This is a genomic window from Streptomyces sp. SM11 (genome assembly GCF_002910905.1).
GTDB lineage: Bacteria > Actinomycetota > Actinomycetes > Streptomycetales > Streptomycetaceae > Streptomyces.
In genome coordinates this window covers 1-19,637 of sequence record NZ_NEUE01000229.1, presented here as the reverse complement: position 1 = coordinate 19,637, position 19,637 = coordinate 1, and the positions used below count along the sequence as shown (strand labels likewise).

Genomic DNA, 19,637 nt, shown 5'->3' with positions numbered 1-19,637 from the left:
GTCGCCGTCGCTCCGGCAGCGATGCCGGGGCGCGACCGCCCCGCGCGGGGCAGGGATGGGGATATGTCGGTCGCGGTGGCGCCGGTTGGGGGCGGAACAACGGCCGGGTTACCGGCCATGTCCCAGGACGGTCGAAGAACCTTCGTGGGCTCCTCGATGGCGTCCGTTCGCCTCAGCGTAACCAAACGAGCGCCACTGCGCTCGATAGAATGTGTGCGGTAGGTCACTTTCGGCCACCAGGTACGCAAAAACCCGGCCCAGGAAACATCCTGGGCCGGGTTTCGGGCCGCCGCACGGAGGCCGACCGGCCGGTTGGGCCGTTCGGGTTACCAGTTCGCGGGGGCGTAGTCCTTGAGGAAGCAGCCGTAGAGGGCCTCTCCGTCCTCACCGCGCACGATCGGGTCGTAGACCCGGGCGGCGCCGTCGACCAGGTCGAGGGGCGCGTGGAAGCCCTCCTCGGCGAGGCGCATCTTGTCCGGGTGCGGGCGCTCGTCCGTGATCCAGCCGGTGTCCACGGCCGTCATCAGGATGCCGTCCTTCTCGAACATCTCCTGGGCACTGGTGCGCGTCAGCATGTTGAGCGCGGCCTTGGCCATGTTGGTGTGCGGGTGGCCGGCGCCCTTGTAGCCGCGGCTGAAGACGCCCTCCATCGCCGAGACGTTGACGACGTACGCGTGGGTCGCGGCGGTGGCGGCCATCGCCGGGCGCAGCCGGCTGATCAGGATGAACGGCGCGGTGGAGTTGCAGAGCTGGACTTCGAGGAGCTCGATCGGCTCGACCTCCTCGACCGTCTGGATCCAGCTGTTGCTGTCGTGCAGGTCCGGGACGAGGCCGCCCGCGTCGATCGCGGTGCCTGCGGCGATCCGGGCTGGCGAGGCGGATCCGCTGACCAGGGCGAGGTCCGTGACGTCCTGGGCGCTCAGGCTCTCCTTGCGGGCGGCGGGCAGGGCGGCGACCCGGTCGACCGTGCCGCTGCCGAAGGTCCCGATGACCTCGGAGGCGGGCAGTTCGCCCGCGGGCAGCGGGGCCGACTCGGCGTTGGCCAGCTCGCTGTAGGCCCCCGGGGAGCGGCGGACCGTCTGAGCGGCGTTGTTGATCAGGATGTCGAGCGGGCCCTCGGCGGCGACGGAGTCGGCCAGGGCGACGACCTGGGCCGGGTCGCGGAGGTCGATGCCGACGATCTTCAGCCGGGGGATCCACTCGTCGCTGTCCTCCATCGCCTTGAAGCGGCGGATCGCGTCGTTGGGGAAGCGGGTGGTGATGGTGGTGTGCGCGCCGTCGCGCAGCAGCCGCAGCGCGATGTACATGCCGATCTTCGCCCGGCCGCCGGTGAGCAGCGCCCGGCGTCCGGTCAGGTCGGTACGGGCATCGCGGCGGGAGCGGTTCTCCTTGGCGCAGGACTGGCAGAGCTGGTGGTAGAACGCGTCGACCTCGACGTACCGCGTCTTGCAGATGTAGCAGGACCGGGGCCGCTGGAGGATGCCCGCGATCTCGGCCTGGGCGGAGGAGGAGGGCAGCACGCCCTGCGTCTCGTCGTCGATGCGCTCGGCCGAGCCGGTCGCCGTGGCCTCGGTGACCGCCCGGTCGTGGGCGGTCTTCGCGGCGCGGCGCTCCTGGCGGCGGCGCTGCTTCACGGTGCGGTAGATCCCGGCGGTGGCCCGGCGGACGGCGACGGCGTCCGGATGGTCCACCTCGATCCGGTCGAGTTCGTCGAGCACGCCCAGGCAGACGGCCAGCCGCTCCGGGTCGATACCGGGACCGAACTCCTCGATTCCGGGAGCGAGCTCCGGGCTGTCCTCTGTCACCGTCATTGCCGTTCCTCTGTCATCTTCTCGCCGCGGATCATGGATCACCGCAGGCCGAAACACCCCGCCCAAGTTTGCCATGCGCGGGCCACTGCTCCGTTCGAGCGGTGTACGAGCGGTCCCCGGCGGAGAAGGCGCGGAAGGGACCGCGGGACTGCGGCGCGGGGAGAGAAACGGGGAGAGAAACGGAACAAGGACGCATGACTTCGCGGGGACCGGGCAGGCGACCGTCCGACACATTGGGCAGCAGGGAGGGCGACACCATGACAGCGATGTCAGTGCGAGCCACCGGAACGACGGCGCCGCCGAGCGACGACCGGACCGGTGCGCGGACGGCGGACGTCACCGGAGAGCTGCCCTGGGTCGAGGACGCCGGAAAGATCGCCCCGCAGGACGCACGGGCCCTGTCGAAGATGTTCTTCGACCGGCTCCAGGTCCTGGAGGAGGGCACTCCCGAGCACCAGTACGCGCGCAACACCCTGATCGAGATGAACCTCTCGCTGGTGCGCTTCGCCGCGTCCCGGTTCCGCAACCGCGGCGGCGACGACACCGAGGACATCATCCAGGTCGGCACGATCGGCCTGATCAAGGCGATCGACCGGTTCGACCTGTCCCGCGAGGTGGAGTTCGCCACCTTCGCCGTGCCCTACATCGTCGGGGAGATCAAGCGGTTCTTCCGCGACACCACCTGGTCGGTGCACGTGCCGCGGCGGCTCCAGGAGCTGCGGGTGGACCTCGCCAAGGCGAAGGAGCAGCTCTCCGCCGAGCTCGACCGCGACCCCACCGTCAAGGAACTGGCCGCCCACCTCGACCTTCCCGAGGAGGAGATCATCGAGGGGCTCGTGGCCGCCAACGGCTACTCCGCCGGTTCGCTCGACACCCCCTCCGCGGACAGTGAATCCGGCCAGGAGCAGCGGGCGTACGCCGATGTCCTCGGTGAGACGGATCCGGCCATGGAGACCGTCGAGAACCTGCACACCCTGGCCCCGCTGCTGGACCGGCTCGACGACCGGGAGCGCCGGATCGTGCAGATGCGGTTCGGGGCGGAGATGACGCAGTCGCAGATCGGCGAGGAGCTGGGCGTGTCCCAGATGCATGTGTCGCGGCTGCTCAGCAGGATCGTCCAGCAGCTGCGTAAGGGGATGAGCGTCGAGGCGTGAGCCTGCTTGGCCCGTCGCTCGCCTATGCTTCCTGACGGTCAGGCCGGATCAACCGCGCCGTCGCACGAGGGGGTGGGGGGTTGACCGAGTCGCCCGTGGGCACATCGCCGAGTCCTGTGGGCATAGCCGGAATTCCCTCCCAGCAGGTCGGGGCCGCGCCACCCGCCGAGGCGCCGCTGTGGAATCTGAACGCGTCGATCCTGCTCGTGGAGGACGACGCGGGTGACGCCCTGCTCGTCGAGGAGATGCTCACCGACAGCGAGCTGGACTCCGCCCTCACCTGGTGCAAGACCCTGGCCGAGGCGCGCGCCTTCCTGCACGCGTCCACCATCCCGGTGTGCGTGCTCCTCGATCTGCACCTTCCCGACGTCCACGGCCTGGACGCCGTGCGGCAGATCCTGGAGTCCGACAGCGAGGCCGCGATCGTCGTCCTCACCGGACTGGAGGAATCCGGCACCGGGCTCCGCGCGGTCGCCGGAGGCGCCCAGGACTACCTGGTCAAGGGGCTTCTGGACCCTGAGGTGCTGGCGCGTGCGATCCGCTACGCCCTGCAGCGCAAGGAAGTCGAACGCGCCGCTGCCGCGCTGCGTGCCAACCGGCTGACCGCCCAGGAGAACGCCCGGCTGGAGCGCGGGCTGCTCCCCGTCCCGCTGTTGCGGGACGATCGCTTCCGGGCGCGCGCCCGTTATGAGCCGGGGCGGGTCCACGGGCTGCTGAGCGGTGACTTCTACGACGTCGTACAGACCTCGGACGGCACGGTGCACGCGGTGATCGGCGATGTCTCCGGGCACGGCGCCGCCGAGGCCGCGCTCGGCGTGTGTCTGCGGGTGGCCTGGCGTACCGCGGTGCTGTGCGGTACGCCCCACCCCGAGCAGATAGCCCTGCTGGAGGAGATCCTGGTCGCCGAGCGCTCGGACTCGCATGTGTTCGCCACCGTCACCTCGCTGGCGTTCCCGCCCGGGCAGCGGCACGCCCAGGTCCTGCGGGCCGGTCACCCCGGCCTGCTGCTGCGCCAGGGCACGGACGTGACCTGGGTGGAGCCCGAGGGCGGCATGGCGCTCGGGCTGCTGCCCGGGACCGGCCGGTGGCCGACGGTCGACATCCCGCTGACGCCCGGTGCGGGTCTCGTGCTCTTCACGGACGGGCTCTTCGAGGGACGCGACGGACCGGACAGCCGCCTCGGGGAGGAAGGGCTGCTCGCGATGGCACGGGCCAACGGGCACCTGCCGGCCCGCGCGTTCGTCGACGCCTTGGTGGCGGGAGCCACCGAGGGGGCCGCGCCCTACGGCGGCCTCGCGGACGATGTGGCCGTGCTGCATCTGGGCTGGGGAGCGGAATCCGATGAGCGATAGCGCGACGAGCGGTCACGCGAGGAGGAAACCGGCTCCCAGCGGCTTCGCCGCACGGCTGTCGGTGCAGAACTGGGTCCATCTCATCCTCGGCGGATTCATCGTGGTGGTCTGCGGCTGTCTGGTGATCGGCGGGCTCGTGATGTCCCGGATCTCCGACCGTACGACCGATCTCGTGGACCGTATCCAGCCCGCCAGATCGGCGTCCTTCCAGCTCCAGAACGCCCTGCTCGACCAGGAGACCGGGATCAGGGGATTCGCGCTGACCGGCGACGACTCCTTCCTCGAACCCTATGAGGCGGGGAAGGCCGCCGAGCAGGAGCGCCTCGCGCAGGTCCGGCGCCTGGTGGGCGCGGACAACCGCTACGCCGACGATCTCGACGCCATCGCCGCCGCCGCGCAGCAGTGGCGGCGGAGCAAGGCCGAGCCGCTGATGCGGACGGTCCGGGAGGTGGGACCGAGCGAGGCCGCCACCGGGGCGCAGTTGCAGCGCAGCAAGGCGGACTTCGACCAGCTGCGGCAGGCGTACGGCGACCAGCAGGGGCATCTGGCCGAGGCCCGCGACCAGGCGCGGGCCGACCTCGGCTCGGCGCGCACCACCCGCGACCGGGTGCTGATCGCGCTGGTCACCGTCTTCGTGCTGACCGTGGTGGCGCTGAGCCTGCTGCTCCACCGGGTGGTGGGCGTCCCGCTGAACCGGCTGCGCGGCGCGTCGGACCGCGTCAGGTCCGGGGCCTTCGGGACGCGGATCGAGATCAAGGGTCCTTCCGACGTGCAGGCCGTGGCCTGGGCGGTGGAGGACATGCGGCGGCGACTGGCCGACGAGCTGGCCGAGGCCCAGGAGCGCGAGGCCCTCCTCGCGGAGCAGACGGAGGAGCTGCGCCGTTCCAACGCGGAGCTGGAGCAGTTCGCTTACGTCGCCTCGCACGACCTCCAGGAACCGCTGCGCAAGGTCGCCTCCTTCTGCCAGCTCCTGGAGAAGCGGTACGGCGAGGAGCTCGACGAGCGGGGCAAGCAGTACGTCGCGTTCGCGGTGGACGGCGCCAAGCGGATGCAGGTCCTCATCAACGACCTGCTGACGTTCTCGCGGGTGGGCCGGGTGCAGGAGAGCCGGCAGCCGGTCGATCTGGACCGGGCCCTGGACCGCGCCCTGGCCAATCTGACCCTCGCGATCGAGGAGTCGGGAACGGTGATCGAGCGGCCAGAGCCCCTGCCCGAACTGCTCGGGGACGCGACCGCGCTCACGATGGTCTGGCAGAACCTCGTCGGCAACGCGGTGAAGTTCCGCCGGGAGGGCGTCCCGTGCCGGATCTCGCTCGACTGCGTACGCGAGGGCGAGGACTGGCACCTGACGGTGTCGGACAACGGGATCGGGATCGCGCCCGAGTTCGCGGCCAAGGTGTTCGTGATCTTCCAGCGGCTGCACGCCCGTGACGCGTACGAGGGCACGGGCATCGGCCTCGCTCTCTGCCGGAAGATCGTCGAGTTCCACGGTGGCCGGATCTGGCTGGAGCCCGCCCCGGGCGAAGGTACCCGCATCCACTTCACCCTGCCCGTGGCGCCCGAGGCGCCCACGCACACCACGGCGGAGCGGCTCGCTCCCGCCCTCCTCACCAGCCGGCCGGGAGATCCTTCGTGAACACCCCTGTCCAACCCATCGAGGTCCTGCTCGTCGAGGACGATCCCGGCGACGAGCTGATGACCCGTGAGGCCTTCGAGGACAACAAGATCCGCAACACCCTGCACGTCGTGCGCGACGGTCAGGCGGCGCTGGACTCCACCGGCGGGGCGAGTACACCGAGGCCCCCCGCCCCGACCTGGTGCTGCTGGACCTGAACCTGCCCAAGTACGACGGCCGGCAGGTGCTGGAGCAGATCAAGAGCGACCCCGAGCTCTGCCTCATCCCGGTGGTCGTGCTCACCACGTCCTCGGCCGAGGAGGACATCCTGCGCAGCTACAGACTCCACGCCAACGCGTACGTGACGAAGCCGGTGGATCTTGATCAGTTCATCGCGGCGGTGCGCCGGATCGACGAGTTCTTCGTGACCGTGGTGCGGCTGCCCGGACGTGCGTAGGATCGGTCCGGATCTCCTGGAGTGGGATCCTTCGCCAGGGGTAGACGAATGGCGGAAATGGTCTCCGACCTCACTGCGGCGCCCTGGCTGGAGCACATGAACGAACAGGTCACCTCCCCACCGGAAGACCCGGGCCTGGGGCTGGCTTCCGCGGAGGTACTGCTCAGCGCCGAGGTCTTCGACGGCGAGCCGGGCTGCATCGCGCTGGCCCGTGCGCTCGCCGACCGTTTCCTGACGAGACTCGCTGCGGAGTGCCTCGCCCCGATCGGCGAACACACGCGCAGCGACCTGATGCTGGCCGTGAGCGAGCTGGTCACCAACGCCGACCGCTACAGCCACGGCCCCTATCTCCTGGAACTGGAGGGCACCGCCCGGCTCATCAGCGTCACGGTGTACGACAGCAGCACCGCGCTGCCCGTGCTGTACGCCCCCGACCCGTCCCGCCTCGGCGGTCACGGCATGGAGATCGTCGTGGCCCTGTGCGACCGGCTGACGGCCGAGCGGGTGCCGGTGGGCAAGCGGATCCGGGCGGAGTTCCAGCTCAGCACCTGAGCCCGGCCGGAACTCCCCGCCCGTCGTCCGCCCGTTCGCCGTCCGGGGCGCCCGTCAGGCGTCGAGGACCGCGGTGGCCTCGACCTCCACCAGGTGTTCGGGGATGTCCAGGGCCGCGACCCCCACCAGCGTGCCGGGCGGTACGGGGGTGGTCCCCAGTCGCGCGGCGGCCCGGGACACGCCCTCCAGGAACAGGGACATCTTCTCGGGCGTCCAGTCCACGACGTACACCGTCAGCTTCGCCAGGTCGTCGAAGGTGCCGCCGACCGCGGCGAGGGCCGTGCCGATGTTGACGTAACACTGCTCGACCTGCGCGGCGAGGTCGCCCGCGCCGACGGTGGCCCCCTCCGCGTCCCAAGCGACCTGTCCGGCGATGAAGACCAGCTTCGATCCGGTCGCGACCGACACCTGCCGGTACGCGCCGATCTCCGGCAGTCCGCTCGGGTTCACCAGGGTGATGGCCATACTGCCCGCCTCCTCGTCCCGGGGGCCGTGCCCCCTCTTCTCCACCGGACCGGCCGGTTCCCGGTCACTTGTGGTTACTCGGGAACCGTAGGAGAGTCGCCGCTGACATGGAAGAACGCACTTTTAGGTGACGGGGGAACCTGATGGTGACCAAGCAGTTCAGCGGCTCGCCCGAGGACACGGATCTGCGGCGCGCGGACTCACTGGCGCGGGAGATCTTCTCCGACGTCGCCAACAAGTGGGCGCTCCTGATCATCGAGGCCCTGGGCGATGGCACCCTCCGCTTCACCGAGCTCCGCGGCGAGGTCGAGGGCATCAGCCACAAGATGCTCACCCAGAACCTGCGGATGCTGGAGCGCTACGGACTCGTCGAGCGGTGTGTGCACCCCACCGTGCCCCCACGGGTCGAGTACACCCTCACCGGCCCGGGGCAGGGCCTGCGCCGGACGGTCCATGTGATGTGCGACTGGACCCATGAGCACATCGGGCACATCGATGCCGCCCGCCGTGCCTTCGACGCGCCTTAGGGCCTCTCCTCCTGGCGGCCGAACCATTCCAGGCACAGCACCAGCGGGTCGTCGGGCGTCTCCGTGCCCCGGTACTCCGCCAGTTCGCCGAGCGTCGCGCGTGGAACGGTGGCGGCCGGCAGGAGCCGCGTCGACCGGATGGCGCGGGCCGGGCCCGCGCTCCCCGGACGCCGCGCCGAGCGGGGACACCGCTCCGTGGACGCCGTCGCTGAACAGCAGCAGCCGGTCGCCGGGCTCCACATGGAACTCCTGGACCGTGTACGGCGACTCCTCGAACATGCCGAGCCGGGCCCGCTGGTGGAGGTCGGTGTCCTGTTCGGCGGCCTCGACGTCCGTTCGTCTGTTCACGGTTTCTCGCGCCGTCGACGTCCTGCGACGTGGCAAGCGCCGGGCCCGGGCTGACAAGCAGGCCTGACGGGTGACACAGTGGCCGAATGCCCCACCGAGGATTTCGCCCGAGCAGCCGCGAACAGGCGTCCGACGACGCCGTCGCCGCCTCGGAGCTGCTGGAGGTGCTGTGGGGCCGGGAATCCGCCCCTTCGGGAACCGTATCGCCTTCCCAGCTTCGGGCCCTGCTCGTGATCGGGAGGCAGGAAGGCACCAATCTGCGGGCGCTGGGCGAAGCCCTCGGTTCGCGCGCCCCTTCCGTCAGCAGGCTCTGCGACCGGATGGAGGCGACGGGGCTCGTCCATCGGGCGCCCAGCCCGACCAGCCGACGTGAGGTGGAACTGCGGCTGAGCCTGCGCGGCCGCGCCCTTCTCGAAGAGTACCGGGCCCTGCGCGCCGGCGAACTGCACACCGTGCTGGAGCGGATGGATCCCGCCTCCCTCGCCGCTCTCGCCGAGGGCCTCGCGGCCTTCCACGCCGCCGCTTCGGAGCGTCGTTCCCCGCACGGGGATACGGCCGCCTCCCAGCTCCAGGACGATGTCGCCGACAGCGCCTAGCTTCATCCACCTCCTGCTTCCGCATCCATCGGCCGGCCGCCTTCGACAGCCGTCCGAGCAACCGCCGGGGATCAGATTGTTACCCAATGGAGAATGTTGCCACATGGCAACTGTTACTGCCGTCGTTGCCCCGTACCCCGCCGCGACCAGGGACGGAACGATGCCGGCCCGTCAGGCAGAACGGCTCTCCGTCCCCTTCCGACCCGTCCGAGGTGCCTTCCGTGTTCTCATCGCCCAACGAAGACAGAGCCGTCAGAATCTCCACCCGACAGGAGCGGGGTGCTCTGGTCCTCACCGTGTCGGGTGACCTCGATATCGACAGCGTCGCACCGCTGGGCCTCGCCCTGACCTCGGCGGCCGCCGACGGCTCCGGCCCGGTCGTCGTGGACCTGTCCGGAGTCGGCTTCGCGGACTCGACGACGGTGAACGTGCTCCTCCAGGGACACACCGCGCTGCGCGACCGGCTGCGGCTGGCCGCCCCGTCCCCGTTCATGCGACGCCTGATCGACATCATCGGCCTCGACAGCGCCCTGTCCGTCCTGCCGACCGTGGACGATGCCATCGACGCCGTACTGCCTTCCTGACCGGTCCCGGACCGGCCGGGGCGGGGCGGCTACCGTCCCGTCCCGGCCGATCCGGGCGCCCGGTCGAACACGCAGTCCCCGCACAGCCCGCCGCCCGGACAGCGCCAGTAGAGGCAGCAACTGCGCCGCCGGAACGCCGGACCGTGGGGGGACCCGGTATCACGCAGCGCCTCGTCGTCGAAGAGCTCGGCCGCCAGTGCACGGGCCCGTGCGGCCACGTCCGGCCGGTCGTGGGCGCGCGCGAACGTGACGAGTTCGCGCACGGCTCCGGCGAGCGCGGACCCCGCGTTGCCCCGCAGCAGCTGCGGGGAGATGTTCCCGTCGCGCCGGAACGCCTCAGCCAGCGGCACCAGATGCCCGTACTGGACCTCCTCGCGGATCCGGGCGGCCGTTCCGGGCAGCTCCGCCGTCCCCGCGAGCCACAGGTCGTCCGGCGAGGTGGACGACGGGTCCCAGTGAAGGGCGCCGGGCGTCAGGGCGGGGATCCGCCCGAAGAGCGCGGCCGGGCCCAGGGCCAGGGACCAGAGCCGGGCGGCCAGCCCGAGATGGGCGATGGAGGCGGCGACCCTGCGCTCGGGGGCCGCGAGGCGCGCCGCGACCTTGTCGACGCGCGCGGCGAGAGGACCGTTCTCCCCCGCGTACAACCGCTCCAGCGGCCGGTGGCCGCCGCCCGGCACCGGGGTGGTCCGCAGCGCGAAGAACCCCCCGACCGACGCCTGTAGCACCAGGTCCATGCCCTGCTCCCCCTCGGTTCCCGGGTCCGCCTCCGGGCCGCTCCCATGACCGGCCGCAATGACACCGGCTGTGCGGTCCTCGCGGCTCACCGTAGCCGCCGGGCGGCAACTTCTGACGGCTGGGGGCGGCAGGACTACCGTCGGGAGGAGGACGTCGGTCCGACGGGCGTACTACTGGGGCAGTATGCCGAAGTGCAGTCTCAAGGACGACGACGTGGGGCCCCGGACGGGACATCGTGGTGTACATGAGTTCCCTTGCGTTGTCCGTGCTGCTGTCACTGATCTCCGCGGTCGCCTACGCGGCCGGGGCGATCATCCAGGAGCGCGTGGCCGCGACCGGTGACAACTCCACGCGTGCCCTGGTGCGCAACGGAGTGTGGTGGGTCGCCGTCGTCCTCAACGGGACCGGTGCGGTCCTGCACGTGGTGGCGCTCGCGTACGGTCCGCTCAGCCTGGTCCAGCCGCTCGGTGCGCTGACGATCGTCTTCGCCCTGCCGATGGCGGCCCTGTTCGTCGGGCGGAGGGCGGGGGCGACGGCCTGGCGCGGCGCGCTGATGGCGACGGCCGGGCTCGGCGGACTCCTGGCGCTCACGGGGAACGCCGAGCCGCACACCCTCAACGGTCCCGAGCAGGTCGTGCTGGCCTCGGTGACGTTCGGGGCCGTCGGCGCGCTCGTCGTGCTCGCCCGTACGCTGCGCCGTCCGGTCCTGCGCAGCATGGTCCTGGCCACGGGCGCGGGTGCGGCGTTCGGAATGGCCTCGGTGTTCACCAAGACGGTGGCCGTGGAGTGGACGTCCGGTTCGCTGAGGTCGGGCGCACTGCCGCTGCTGGTGATCGCCGGGCTCGCGGCGGCGGGCCTGTTCCTGTCCCAGGCCGCCTACCGGGGCGCGGGACTCACGGCTCCGCTCGCGACGGTGACGGTGGTCAACCCGGTGGTGGCCGCCGCGATCGGCATCACGCTGTTCGGCGAGCACTTCCGCCTCGGCGCCCCGGGCACCGCCCTTGCTCTCTCCTGTGGGATCGTGGCCGCCGGCGGCCTGATCATGCTGACACGGGAGCGGCTGAGCGCGGAGCACGCCCGGGAGGCACGGACGAACCCTGAGGTGGCAGCCCCCGGCGAGCAGCGCGCGGCCCCGGCCGCCGGATCCGGTTCGCAGGACGCGGTCCCCGTCGCGGAGGGCCGGGAGGACGGACGTCCCTCACCGTCGCCGGTCGTGCCGGAACCCGCGTCGGGGCGGCTGCCCGTGGCACACGCCTCGCCGCCCCTGCCGCCGGGACACGCGGTGCCGCAGATGGAGTTCGGTGCGCCGGGCCCGCTCGCGGAGCGGCGGCGGCGCGGCGGGTCCACTCTGCGGCGCTCCCGCACCCAACGGGCGGTTCAGATCCTGACGCCGCCCGCCCGGAGGTAGGCGAGCGGGTCGACGTCCGACCCGTAACCGGGGCCGGTGCGGATCTCGAAGTGCAGGTGCGGGCCCGTGCTGTTGCCCGTGGAGCCGGAGCGGGCGATACGCTGCCCGCCGGAGACCGACTGCCCCGCGCGCACATGGAGCGCGGAGAGATGGGCGTACTGGCTGTACTTGCCGTCGCTGTGCCGGATGACGACCTCGTAGCCGTACGCTCCGGACCAGCCGGCCGAGACGACGCTTCCCGGGGCCACCGACTGCACCGATGTCCCGGTGGGCACGGGGAAGTCCACCCCGGTGTGGTACCCGCTGGACCAGGAACCGGCCTGCCGGTAGGGGGTGCCGGTGCCGGCGGCCACCGGAGCGCTGAAGCCGGAGTGCTTCACGGCCCGCTCCGGAGCGGGCTGCTCCTTCTTGGGAGCGGCCTCCTTCGGCGCTTCCTGCTTCGGTGCTTCTTTCTTGGGCGCTTCCTTCTTGGGTTCCTGCTGCTTCGGGGCTTCCTGCTTGGGCGCTTCCTGCTTCGGCGCGGCCGCCGGGGGCTTCGGGGCGGTCTTCCCCGCAGGCTTTCCGGAGCTCGTCCGCTCCCCCGCCTTCGGCGCCCGGCTCTGGTCGAGGCTCAGCCGCTGTCCGGGGAAGATCAGGTCCGGGTCGCTCCCGACGACGGTGCGGTTGGTCGCGTAGAGGCCCTGCCAGCCGCCGCGCACCCCCTGGGCGGACGCGATCCCGGAGAGGGAGTCGCCGCTCGCGACCGTGTACGAGTCGCGCTTGCCCGGCACATGGGTGGGCGTCGCCGCGGCGGGCCGCGTCTGCGGCTGCCTGGGTGGCGCGCTCTGCGGCGCCGCGGCCCGGACGGGCCGGTTTCCCGCGCTCTGCGCACCGGTCCCCGCCTCCGGGGTGGTCCCGAATGCGTCCCCGCCCCGGACGAGCCCCGCCCGTACGGAACAGGTGGGCCAGGCGCCGGGGCCCTGGCCGTCCAGCACCTTCTCGGCGATGGTGATCTGCTGGTCCCGGGTGGCGAGGTCGGCGCGCGGCGCGTACCGCGTGCCGCCGAAGGCCGCCCAGGTGGAGCCGCTGAACTGCAGCCCGCCGTAATAGCCGTTGCCCGTGTTGACGGCCCAATTGCCGCTGGACTCGCAGGCGGCGACCTTCTCCCAGACCTCGACCGGTGCGGCACCCGCCGAGGCCGCGGTGATGAGCGGGAGCGCGATGCCCGCGCCGCCCGCCGTCACCGTGAGCGAAACACGGTTGATCCGGCTGGGCTGATACCTGCGGTGCCGTCCGTTCGCGGCCATACCTGGCTCCCCCACTGGCTTTGGGACATCTCGCAAGGGGCAACGTAGGTCCGGGCTGTGACTGACCACAAGCAAAACGTGATACTCGGCCACACCAGGACGATCCGTGGCCGGAATTCGATCCCCGGAGATCCGACCGGGACCGTGTCCGGCCGAAGCCGTGAACTCCCTTCGTCCCTGCATGCGTTCAGGCCTCCCGGGACTCCTCCGGCCGGGCACGCGTGGCCACCTCCGTGAGCGTCGCGAGCCGCCACCTCGTGGAGAGCGCTCTCCGCAGTTGCTGTGAAGGCACTCCTGACGGATGACCTGCGGACGGCCGGAGCGCCCACCCTGGAGGACGCGGCACGGGCGGCCGGTGTCTCGCGCGCCACCGTCTCCCGGATCATCAACGTAGTGCGCGATGAGGACACGGTGCTCCAGGAGGCCGGACGGCGCGCGGTCTCCGTGACGGGCTGTACGCCGAACCGTGCGGCCCGGTCCCTGGTGACCCGGCGTGCCGACGCCGTGGCAATGGTGGTGTCGGGCGTGCCCGGCGCGGCCTGTCCCGGTCAGCTGTGCCGACCTCGCGCCAGGGATCAACCCCAGTGGCATGAGAGCCGGCCAAGTGCCGGACCGCCGATCCGCGTTCACCGATCGGCGGCCAGCACGGCCGCGAGGCCCTCCTGCGGATCTTTGACGAAGTACTCGGGCACCTCCAGCGACGGGAAACGTCCGCGGTTTCGGACGACCTCCATCGGACGATCTGTCGGTACCGCTCCTGCGCCCAGGGGCGCGGGCTCTTCTCGATGTCGCGGGGATACGTGGAGATCGTCTCGAACGGGCCAGCCTCGGTGTCCGACCATTCGGCGAACCTGTCGAGGATCCAGGCAGGAAGCCCGACCGGTGAGTCGACGATCGAGTAGCCGATGGTCTGCGGCCGGGTCGCTGCTGCTTCGCGTACGCCGCGCGGTGGCGCCAGAAGTCGTGGGTTCCCTCGGTCCACCTGCGCTCGACCTCCGTCAGCCCTTCCGTCGTCAATCCGGGCGGCGCCTCCGCGAACGTCGTATGGATGCCGAGAACGTGTTCCGGGAACCTGCCGCCGAGAACCGTGGTGATGTTTCCTCCCCGGTCGCCGCCATCGGCTACGAACTTGCCGTAGCCGAGCCTTCCCATGAGTTCCACCCATGCGGCCGCGATCTCTTCCGTCCCCCACCCGGCGGTGGCCGGCTTGTCGCTGTAACCGAAGCCCGGCAGCGAAGGGACCACGACGCGGAACGCCGGCGCGTCCGTATCTTTCGGATCCGCCAGCTCGACGAAGAGGTGCTCCCGGTGTTCGAGGCCACAGTGCGGCGTGGGCCGTCTCCCGTCTCCGTGGAGACAACGCGCGTGCCCGGTCAGGGTGCTGTGCCTGCCCCGGAGCCTATGACGCCCCGGTTCACCGGACAGAGCCTTCAGAGGCGCCAACGGACTGGCGGGAGTTCACGGGCGTCCGCGAGGATGCGTCCATGACCGCCACCACCCCTTCCCCGCCCCGCGTCCGGGTCGCCGCCTATGTGATCCGGCGTCACCCTCTCCCCGCCCTGCTGGTCTTCGATCACGTGGACTTTCCGGAGGCGGGCACTCAGGTACCTGCGGGCGGTATCGCGCCCGGTGAGGATCCCGAGCGGGCCGTCCTGCGCGAGGTCGCCGAGGAGGCCGGGCTTACCGGAGCCCGTGTCGTCCGGCGGATCGCGGTGGACGAGCGGGCACATCCCGAGACCGGGCAGCCCCGGCTGACCACCTTCCTCCTGCTCGACGCCCCGCCGGACGTGCCTGCGGAGTGGGAGCACCGGGTGCGCGGCGACGGGGCCGACGCGGGGATGCGGTTCGCCTGCCGGTTCGTGCCGCTTCCTCTGGAGCACCCGCTGGCCGACGCCCAGGATGCCTGGCTGGGACGGGTGGACCCGCGCTGGGTCGCACCGGGCGGCGCGGGACGGTAGTCCGGAGACGGCTCGGGAGACGAGCGGCCGGCGCACGGACCGGGGCGCGCCGGAGGACCCGCCGGTACGGGACCGCCGCCCGGGCGGACGCACCTCGTGCAGCCCTCCCTGCTCAGCCCATCGGCGTACGGTGGCGTTCCCCGACCGCCTGGACGGCCGTACGGGGCGGCGTGCCGGTGCCGCCCGGACCTGGCCGGCTGCCGCCCCGGGTCAGGAAGTCGGCGAGCGGGAGCGTGGCCGCGCCCACCGTGACCGCGTCCGGGCCGAGGCGGCCCATCTCGATGATGGTGCGGGCAGCCGCGTGACGCAGGACGTACTCGTCCGCGTACCGGCGGATCTCGGGCAGCAGGTGGGGTCCGACGAGCAGGCCCGCCCAGCCGCCGATCAGGATCCGCTCGGGCAGGAAGAGGTTGATCAGGTCGGCGAGGGCCGCGCCGAGGCATTCGGCCGTCTCGTCGAGCAGCGCGAGGGCCACCGGGTCCGGGATGCCGGGTTGCCCCGGACAGGCGGCGGCGAGCAGTGCGGCGAGCGCGGTCTCGTCGTCGGCGTCCTCGGGTAGCGCGTCTACGTCACCGAGAACGGTTCGGCGTACGAGGACGTCGTCGCGGCGGACGGCTGGGTCCACGGCCCCGAGCGCGTCCGCTACTTGGAGGAGCACCTCGCCGCCTGCGCCCGCGCGGTCGCCAAGGGCGCCCCGCCGGCCGGGTACTTCGCCCGGTCGCTGCTGGACAACTTCGAGTGGGCGTACGGCTATGACAAGCGGTTCGGCCTGGTCCACGTGGACTACGCGACGCAGCGCCGTACGGTCAAGAGCAGCGGCCACCGGGTACGTGGAGCTGGTCCGGGAACACACGCAGCGGAACGCCCGCCCGGCCGCCTGACCTCGTTCCCCCGCTCCCCCGCTCCCACCGGCCACCCTCCGGCCGCGGCGAATCCCTCGCCGCGGCCGAAGAGCTTCTTCATCACGGTGCGGTCAGCCGCGTCCACGGCCTCGCGGGGCCTCAGGCCTGTCGCCAGGCACCGCCCGGCAGACGGCGGTTCGACGACCGCCCCTAGGGCGCCCACGGCCCGAGCATGTCCTTCATCGCGTCCGTCATCGCGAATTGCAGCAGAGGACCGTAGGTGATCCGGCCGACGCCGAGACGGCGGAAGCGCTCAAGATCGTGCTTGACGGGATGAGCTGTGGAGTTCACGGGAACGGCGACGGATCCGGTCACGGCCGCGAGCAGGTCGTCGTTGTCCTGAATTCGCACCGGGTAGACACTGTCGGCGCCGGCCTGCTCCATGGCGCGCAGTCGCTCGATCACCTCGTTGAGGACGTCGGAGGGGTTGTCCGCGTGCAGGAAGAGGTCGGTGCGTCCGTTGATCCAGACCGGGATACCCGCGTCGTCGGCCGCCGCACGCAGTCCGGCGATGTAGCTCGCGTGCTCCTGCGTGCTGCGCACGCGTCCGCCCTCCGAGTGGACGGTGTCCTCGATGTTGAGACCGACGCCGCCGACCTCGATGAGACCGGCGGCGAGATCCGCGGGCTTCTGTCCGTAGCCGGCCTCCAGGTCCACGGAGACGGGAACGTCGACCGCCGCGATGATCGGCCTGACGGCGGCGAGCACCTCCTCGAAGGTCTGCCCCTCCTGGTCGTCGGCCCCCCGGGAACCGGCGAGCGGATGGCTGCCGACCGTCAGCGCGGGGAACCCGGCATCGGCTGCCGTCCGCGCGGACCAGACGTCCCAGACGGTCGGCAGCACGAGCGGCTTGTACTCGGCGTGCAGCTGCTTGAAGCGTTGAGCCCGCTCAACGGTGGTATGAGAGTCCATGCCGAGGAGGCTACCCGTCGGCGGGAGCCGCCCCGCCGGGGAGGACGACGGGGCGGCTCCCAAGCATCACGCGGTGTGCAGGGTCAGCCCGTACCGGTTGAGGATCTCGTTGACCGGCTGGTACCAGGTCTCCCCGCCGCCGGAGCAGTTGCCCCAGCCGCCGGAGGTGACGCCCTGGGCCTGGTCGCCGCTGATGAACGAGCCGCCGGAGTCGCCGCCCTCGGCGCAGACGCTCGTCTTGGTCATCTGGTGCACGGCGCCCTGGCTGTAGTTGACCGTCTCGTTCTTGGCGAGGACCCTGCCGCAGTGCCAGCGCGTGGTGGAGCCGGAACGGCAGATGGACGCGCCGACCGGGGCCTCGTTCGAGCCCCGGACCAGCTGGTCGGAGACGGTGCCCCAGCCGAGGACGACCGGCACGGTCCACCAGCCGTTGGCCACATTCACCCAAGCGTAGTCGTTGCCGGGGAAGGACGAGCCCTGGAAGTGGCCGATGGCCGAGCCGTCCCAGCCGCGCACGGACTGGCCGGTGCCGCCGCAGTGCCCGGCGGTGACGAAACCGCCATGGACGGAGAAGCCGATGGAACAGCGGACGTTGCCCGTGTAGTACGGGTCGCCTCCGACCGTTCCCGCGGCAAAGGTCTGCGGTGCTTGCGATGTCGTCTCGACGGTCACGGGCCCGGCCTCGCGGGCCTGGGCGACGAACACCCAGACATCGTTGTCAAGGCGCTCGGAGGCGACGACGTTCACGACGACGCTGCTGGTCGCCGGATCGACGTGCCAGCTGCTCACCCCGGCCGGTGCGGGCAGGGCGTCGATGCGTGCCTTCGCGGCGTCGAGTTGCTGGGCCGTGTGCTCGACGAGCCGGGCGTCGGCGCCGGCGGCCCGTACGGCCTCGGCCTTTTCGGTGGTCGTGACGGCGACGACCAGCTTGCCGGACTTCGCGTCGAACCAGGAACCGCCGTAGGCGGAGCCCGCGGTGCGCTGCACCTTCGACTCCAGGGCGGTGGCCGCCTTCTCCTCGGCGAGCCGCGCGCGGGCCTGGCCCTCGCTGAGGCCGAGGTCGCGCTGCATCGCGGTGAGCAGGGCTGCGGAGGCGGGGGCCTGGGCGGAGTCGGAGGGGGCGGCGGAGGCGGACGAGGGGCCGGCGGCTGCCCAGGCACCGAGGAGCAGGAGTGCGGACAGACCGGTCCGCAGCACGGTTGCGTGTCTCAAGGGAGTGACCTTCCTGTTGTTCCAGCGACGTGGGGGGAACGGGAGGCGTCCGAGAGCGCATGCCGATCATGCCGCTTGAGAGCGCTCTCAGATGCATCGTCCCGGACTGTAGCGGAGTTCGATAGTCAGGTCCATGCCAATCGCGCCATGGACCGGGAGGAGGTGCGCGAGGACGCCGCGCATCAGGTTGAGTAGGCGTACTCATCCGGGCCGCAGGCACTCGTCCTACCGTCACAGGAACAGGGGACGGGGCCGGGTGGAGGAGCAGATCATGACCGGATCACGCCGCAGGTGGTGGAGAGCCGTGCTGACCGGCACGCTGGCGGGTTCGCTGGTCGTGCTGCTGGGCGCGTGCGGAGTGGTCGACACCGAGGACGACCGCCGGGCGGCGGAGGAACTGGCCGAGAAGCATTTCCCGGGTCAGCTCAAGGCGATCGGAGCACTCACCCTCTTCCCGGGCTCCGGCGGCTCGGAGGTCACCTTCGCGGTGACCGACGACCGCGACGCCGTGGTCCGGCTCCGCATCGACACGGACAAGGCGGACCAGGGTCTGTGCGACCGCAAGGACTGCGCCGGCGTACTGGCCGAAGCCGTGAAGCGCGGGCGGCAGCAGGCCGAGGACTTCCGTACGCTCAAGGGCGCCTTCGACGCCTGTGGTTACGAGGTGATCGCCCTGGGCCTGACCGGCACCCCGCCCTACGTGGTCGCCGAGCTGACGAACGCCACCGTGACGAAGGTGCTCGGCGAGATCGGGGAGTGCGTCCAGAGCTGGGTCACGGCGAGCGGGGCCGACAGCACGTTGGCGAAGGCTCAGGGATCGTACGTGAACGTGGTCTCCCCCTCGGTCGCGGGCCGCCGCGACCGAGGGCAAGGGGTCCTGGCCCACGGTGATGCGGCTCACCCGGTCGGACCTGCTGGCCTCGCTCACCAAGCACGCCTATTTCTCGGCGAGCTACGAGATCGAGGCGGGCCGGGTCGACACGACGGGCAGCGCCCGGGTCGTCCGCCCGTTCCGGGAGCGTCAGAAGTTCGGCGACACCGTGCAGAACGCGGTGAAGGAGCAACTGCGCGCCACCTACCCCCGGGTGGTCATGAGTACCTACCAGTGGATCTGGCGACTGGAGCCGGGCCGCGTCGACCGGCAGACCGGTTACGTCCTGTTCTGCCCGGAGCCGGAAGCGCGCGGGCGGTGCGTCAACAGCGACGACGCGGCCCTGGTGACCACGGACGAGCGCGGCAATCCGGTGGGGAAGATCCGGCTCGTGCACGACGTACGCGAGGGCACCGGGGCGCTGCGGCTGCCGCCGTACTAGTACTGCAACCGTGCTTGCAGTGACGGTGTGACGGCGTGGTCGTTGTACCTGTCATGGGTGGGGACCTCGAGATCAATGACGTGCGGCGGTGGGCGGTTGGGCTGAAGGAGGTGCACGAGCGGTTCGTGCACCGCTTTCAGCGTTCGGAGCCCCGCGAGTCGGCGCTGGCCTACATGCACGGGTTGGTGTCGTCGCTGGAGCGGAAGAACGCGTGGACGGTCGCTGAGCGCGCGGGGCATGACCGGCCGGACCGTTTGCAGCGGCTGCTCAATACGTGCGACTGGGATGCCGACGAAGTCCGCAACGATGTGCGGGAGTTCGTGATGGAACATCTCGGTGACAGGAAGGCGATCCTGGTCGTGGACGACACCGGGTTCTTGAAGAAGGGGGTCCGCTCGGCCGGTGTCCAGCGCCAGTACACCGGCACGGCGGGGGCCCGTATTTCAATAA

17 protein-coding genes and 6 pseudogenes are annotated in these 19,637 nt (G+C 71.3%); 14 read left to right on the top strand and 9 right to left on the bottom strand.

All coding sequences use genetic code 11. The features are described 5' to 3' along the window. Positions 1 to 326: 326 nt before the first annotated feature. Entirely contained in the window at positions 327 to 1,811 is a 1,485-nt protein-coding gene (locus B9S58_RS23900) for an SDR family NAD(P)-dependent oxidoreductase (protein ID WP_103534122.1), read from the bottom strand. Between the two features lie 257 nt (positions 1,812 to 2,068). Between B9S58_RS23900 and B9S58_RS23895 the strand changes: the two genes are divergently transcribed. From B9S58_RS23895 to B9S58_RS23875, 5 genes and pseudogenes are all read left to right on the top strand, one after another. Beyond that, positions 2,069 to 2,965, top strand: coding sequence for an RNA polymerase sigma factor SigF (locus B9S58_RS23895; protein WP_103534121.1), 897 nt, complete (start codon positions 2,069 to 2,071; stop codon positions 2,963 to 2,965). Between the two features lie 116 nt (positions 2,966 to 3,081). Next, complete coding sequence (locus B9S58_RS23890) at positions 3,082 to 4,317, top strand: PP2C family protein-serine/threonine phosphatase (protein ID WP_103534120.1); 1,236 nt, start codon at positions 3,082 to 3,084, stop codon at positions 4,315 to 4,317. Then, a complete protein-coding gene (locus B9S58_RS23885) occupies positions 4,307 to 5,953 on the top strand; it encodes an ATP-binding protein (RefSeq protein ID WP_103534119.1) in 1,647 nt (548 codons plus the stop codon). The genes B9S58_RS23890 and B9S58_RS23885 overlap by 11 nt, the downstream gene beginning before the upstream one ends. Further along, positions 5,950 to 6,389: pseudogene (locus B9S58_RS23880) on the top strand (response regulator). Before B9S58_RS23885 ends, B9S58_RS23880 begins: the two are co-directional and overlap by 4 nt. Positions 6,390 to 6,485: 96 nt before the next feature. Further along, a complete protein-coding gene (locus B9S58_RS23875; RefSeq protein WP_103534131.1) occupies positions 6,486 to 6,941 on the top strand; it encodes an ATP-binding protein in 456 nt (151 codons plus the stop codon). A gap of 54 nt (positions 6,942 to 6,995) precedes the next feature. On the opposite strand, the gene B9S58_RS23870 is transcribed toward B9S58_RS23875, so the two are convergent. Continuing rightward, positions 6,996 to 7,406 carry a RidA family protein gene (locus tag B9S58_RS23870; protein ID WP_103534118.1) on the bottom strand — a complete coding sequence of 137 codons (411 nt, stop codon included), beginning with the start codon at positions 7,404 to 7,406 and terminating at the stop codon, positions 6,996 to 6,998. A 143-nt stretch (positions 7,407 to 7,549) separates the two neighbouring features. Here B9S58_RS23870 and B9S58_RS23865 point away from each other — a divergent pair, with 143 nt between their 5' ends. After that, the gene (locus tag B9S58_RS23865; protein WP_103534117.1) at positions 7,550 to 7,933 is read left to right on the top strand and encodes a helix-turn-helix domain-containing protein; all 384 of its coding nucleotides are present in this window, start codon (positions 7,550 to 7,552) and stop codon (positions 7,931 to 7,933) included. Here the strand turns inward: B9S58_RS23865 and B9S58_RS23860 are convergent. Then, positions 7,930 to 8,221, bottom strand: a pseudogene (locus B9S58_RS23860) (SpoIIE family protein phosphatase); the annotation flags it as partial. The gene B9S58_RS23865 and the pseudogene B9S58_RS23860 overlap by 4 nt on opposite strands. A gap of 146 nt (positions 8,222 to 8,367) precedes the next feature. Between B9S58_RS23860 and B9S58_RS23855 the strand changes: the two are divergent. Beyond that, the gene (locus B9S58_RS23855) at positions 8,368 to 8,877 is read left to right on the top strand and encodes a MarR family winged helix-turn-helix transcriptional regulator (protein WP_103534116.1); all 510 of its coding nucleotides are present in this window, start codon (positions 8,368 to 8,370) and stop codon (positions 8,875 to 8,877) included. Positions 8,878 to 9,098: 221 nt separating this feature from the next. Continuing rightward, positions 9,099 to 9,461: an STAS domain-containing protein gene (locus tag B9S58_RS23850; RefSeq protein WP_103534115.1), complete on the top strand. Its 363-nt coding sequence runs from the start codon at positions 9,099 to 9,101 to the stop codon at positions 9,459 to 9,461. Between the two features lie 29 nt (positions 9,462 to 9,490). Here the strand turns inward: B9S58_RS23850 and B9S58_RS23845 are convergent, their stop codons facing one another. Further along, positions 9,491 to 10,195, bottom strand: a complete 705-nt coding sequence (locus B9S58_RS23845) for a (2Fe-2S)-binding protein (protein WP_103534114.1) — start codon at positions 10,193 to 10,195, stop codon at positions 9,491 to 9,493. A gap of 245 nt (positions 10,196 to 10,440) precedes the next feature. Here B9S58_RS23845 and B9S58_RS23840 point away from each other — a divergent pair, with 245 nt between their 5' ends. Then, positions 10,441 to 11,604, top strand: a complete 1,164-nt coding sequence (locus tag B9S58_RS23840) for a DMT family transporter (protein ID WP_103534130.1) — start codon at positions 10,441 to 10,443, stop codon at positions 11,602 to 11,604. Here B9S58_RS23840 and B9S58_RS23835 read toward each other — a convergent pair. Further along, the gene (locus B9S58_RS23835; protein WP_103534113.1) at positions 11,574 to 12,890 is read right to left on the bottom strand and encodes a transglycosylase family protein; all 1,317 of its coding nucleotides are present in this window, start codon (positions 12,888 to 12,890) and stop codon (positions 11,574 to 11,576) included. The genes B9S58_RS23840 and B9S58_RS23835 overlap by 31 nt on opposite strands. Positions 12,891 to 13,184: 294 nt before the next feature. On the opposite strand from B9S58_RS23835, the pseudogene B9S58_RS23830 reads away from it, so the two are divergent. Continuing rightward, positions 13,185 to 13,415 (top strand): annotated as a pseudogene (locus tag B9S58_RS23830) (LacI family DNA-binding transcriptional regulator); the annotation flags it as partial. Between the two features lie 101 nt (positions 13,416 to 13,516). Here B9S58_RS23830 and B9S58_RS23825 read toward each other — a convergent pair. Continuing rightward, a pseudogene (locus B9S58_RS23825) lies at positions 13,517 to 14,180 on the bottom strand (alpha/beta fold hydrolase); the annotation flags it as partial. Between the two features lie 194 nt (positions 14,181 to 14,374). Here B9S58_RS23825 and B9S58_RS23820 point away from each other — a divergent pair. Beyond that, positions 14,375 to 14,848: an NUDIX domain-containing protein gene (locus B9S58_RS23820; RefSeq protein WP_103534112.1), complete on the top strand. Its 474-nt coding sequence runs from the start codon at positions 14,375 to 14,377 to the stop codon at positions 14,846 to 14,848. 112 nt (positions 14,849 to 14,960) lie between these two features. Here the strand turns inward: B9S58_RS23820 and B9S58_RS23815 are convergent. After that, positions 14,961 to 15,407: pseudogene (locus B9S58_RS23815) on the bottom strand (ROK family protein); the annotation flags it as partial. Between B9S58_RS23815 and B9S58_RS23810 the strand changes: the two are divergent. Continuing rightward, positions 15,408 to 15,729, top strand: a pseudogene (locus tag B9S58_RS23810) (family 1 glycosylhydrolase); the annotation flags it as partial. Positions 15,730 to 15,900: 171 nt separating this feature from the next. Here the strand turns inward: B9S58_RS23810 and B9S58_RS23805 are convergent. Further along, positions 15,901 to 16,662, bottom strand: coding sequence for an isocitrate lyase/phosphoenolpyruvate mutase family protein (locus B9S58_RS23805; protein WP_103534111.1), 762 nt, complete (start codon positions 16,660 to 16,662; stop codon positions 15,901 to 15,903). A 66-nt stretch (positions 16,663 to 16,728) separates the two neighbouring features. Beyond that, a complete protein-coding gene (locus B9S58_RS23800) occupies positions 16,729 to 17,874 on the bottom strand; it encodes a S1 family peptidase (protein WP_181009432.1) in 1,146 nt (381 codons plus the stop codon). An 887-nt stretch (positions 17,875 to 18,761) separates the two neighbouring features. On the opposite strand from B9S58_RS23800, the gene B9S58_RS40280 reads away from it, so the two are divergent. Both B9S58_RS40280 and B9S58_RS23790 read left to right on the top strand, forming a co-directional pair. After that, positions 18,762 to 19,187 carry a hypothetical protein gene (locus tag B9S58_RS40280; protein WP_374935706.1) on the top strand — a complete coding sequence of 142 codons (426 nt, stop codon included), beginning with the start codon at positions 18,762 to 18,764 and terminating at the stop codon, positions 19,185 to 19,187. A 53-nt stretch (positions 19,188 to 19,240) separates the two neighbouring features. Continuing rightward, positions 19,241 to 19,637, top strand: a 397-nt coding sequence (locus tag B9S58_RS23790; protein WP_146063548.1) for a transposase, incomplete at its 3' end; no start/stop codon positions are given.

Bases quoted from the DNA above. Each gene is read 5' to 3' on its own strand.
- B9S58_RS23900 (WP_103534122.1), bottom strand. From the start codon at position 1,811: ATGACGGTGACAGAGGACAGCCCGGAGCTCGCTCCCGGAATCGAGGAG.
- B9S58_RS23895 (WP_103534121.1), top strand. From the start codon at position 2,069: ATGACAGCGATGTCAGTGCGAGCCACCGGAACGACGGCGCCGCCGAGC.
- B9S58_RS23885 (WP_103534119.1), top strand. From the start codon at position 4,307: ATGAGCGATAGCGCGACGAGCGGTCACGCGAGGAGGAAACCGGCTCCC.
- B9S58_RS23875 (WP_103534131.1), top strand. From the start codon at position 6,486: ATGAACGAACAGGTCACCTCCCCACCGGAAGACCCGGGCCTGGGGCTG.
- B9S58_RS23870 (WP_103534118.1), bottom strand. From the start codon at position 7,406: ATGGCCATCACCCTGGTGAACCCGAGCGGACTGCCGGAGATCGGCGCG.
- B9S58_RS23865 (WP_103534117.1), top strand. From the start codon at position 7,550: ATGGTGACCAAGCAGTTCAGCGGCTCGCCCGAGGACACGGATCTGCGG.
- B9S58_RS23855 (WP_103534116.1), top strand. From the start codon at position 8,368: ATGCCCCACCGAGGATTTCGCCCGAGCAGCCGCGAACAGGCGTCCGAC.
- B9S58_RS23845 (WP_103534114.1), bottom strand. From the start codon at position 10,195: ATGGACCTGGTGCTACAGGCGTCGGTCGGGGGGTTCTTCGCGCTGCGG.
- B9S58_RS23840 (WP_103534130.1), top strand. From the start codon at position 10,441: ATGAGTTCCCTTGCGTTGTCCGTGCTGCTGTCACTGATCTCCGCGGTC.
- B9S58_RS23835 (WP_103534113.1), bottom strand. From the start codon at position 12,890: ATGGCCGCGAACGGACGGCACCGCAGGTATCAGCCCAGCCGGATCAAC.
- B9S58_RS23820 (WP_103534112.1), top strand. From the start codon at position 14,375: ATGACCGCCACCACCCCTTCCCCGCCCCGCGTCCGGGTCGCCGCCTAT.
- B9S58_RS23805 (WP_103534111.1), bottom strand. From the start codon at position 16,662: ATGGACTCTCATACCACCGTTGAGCGGGCTCAACGCTTCAAGCAGCTG.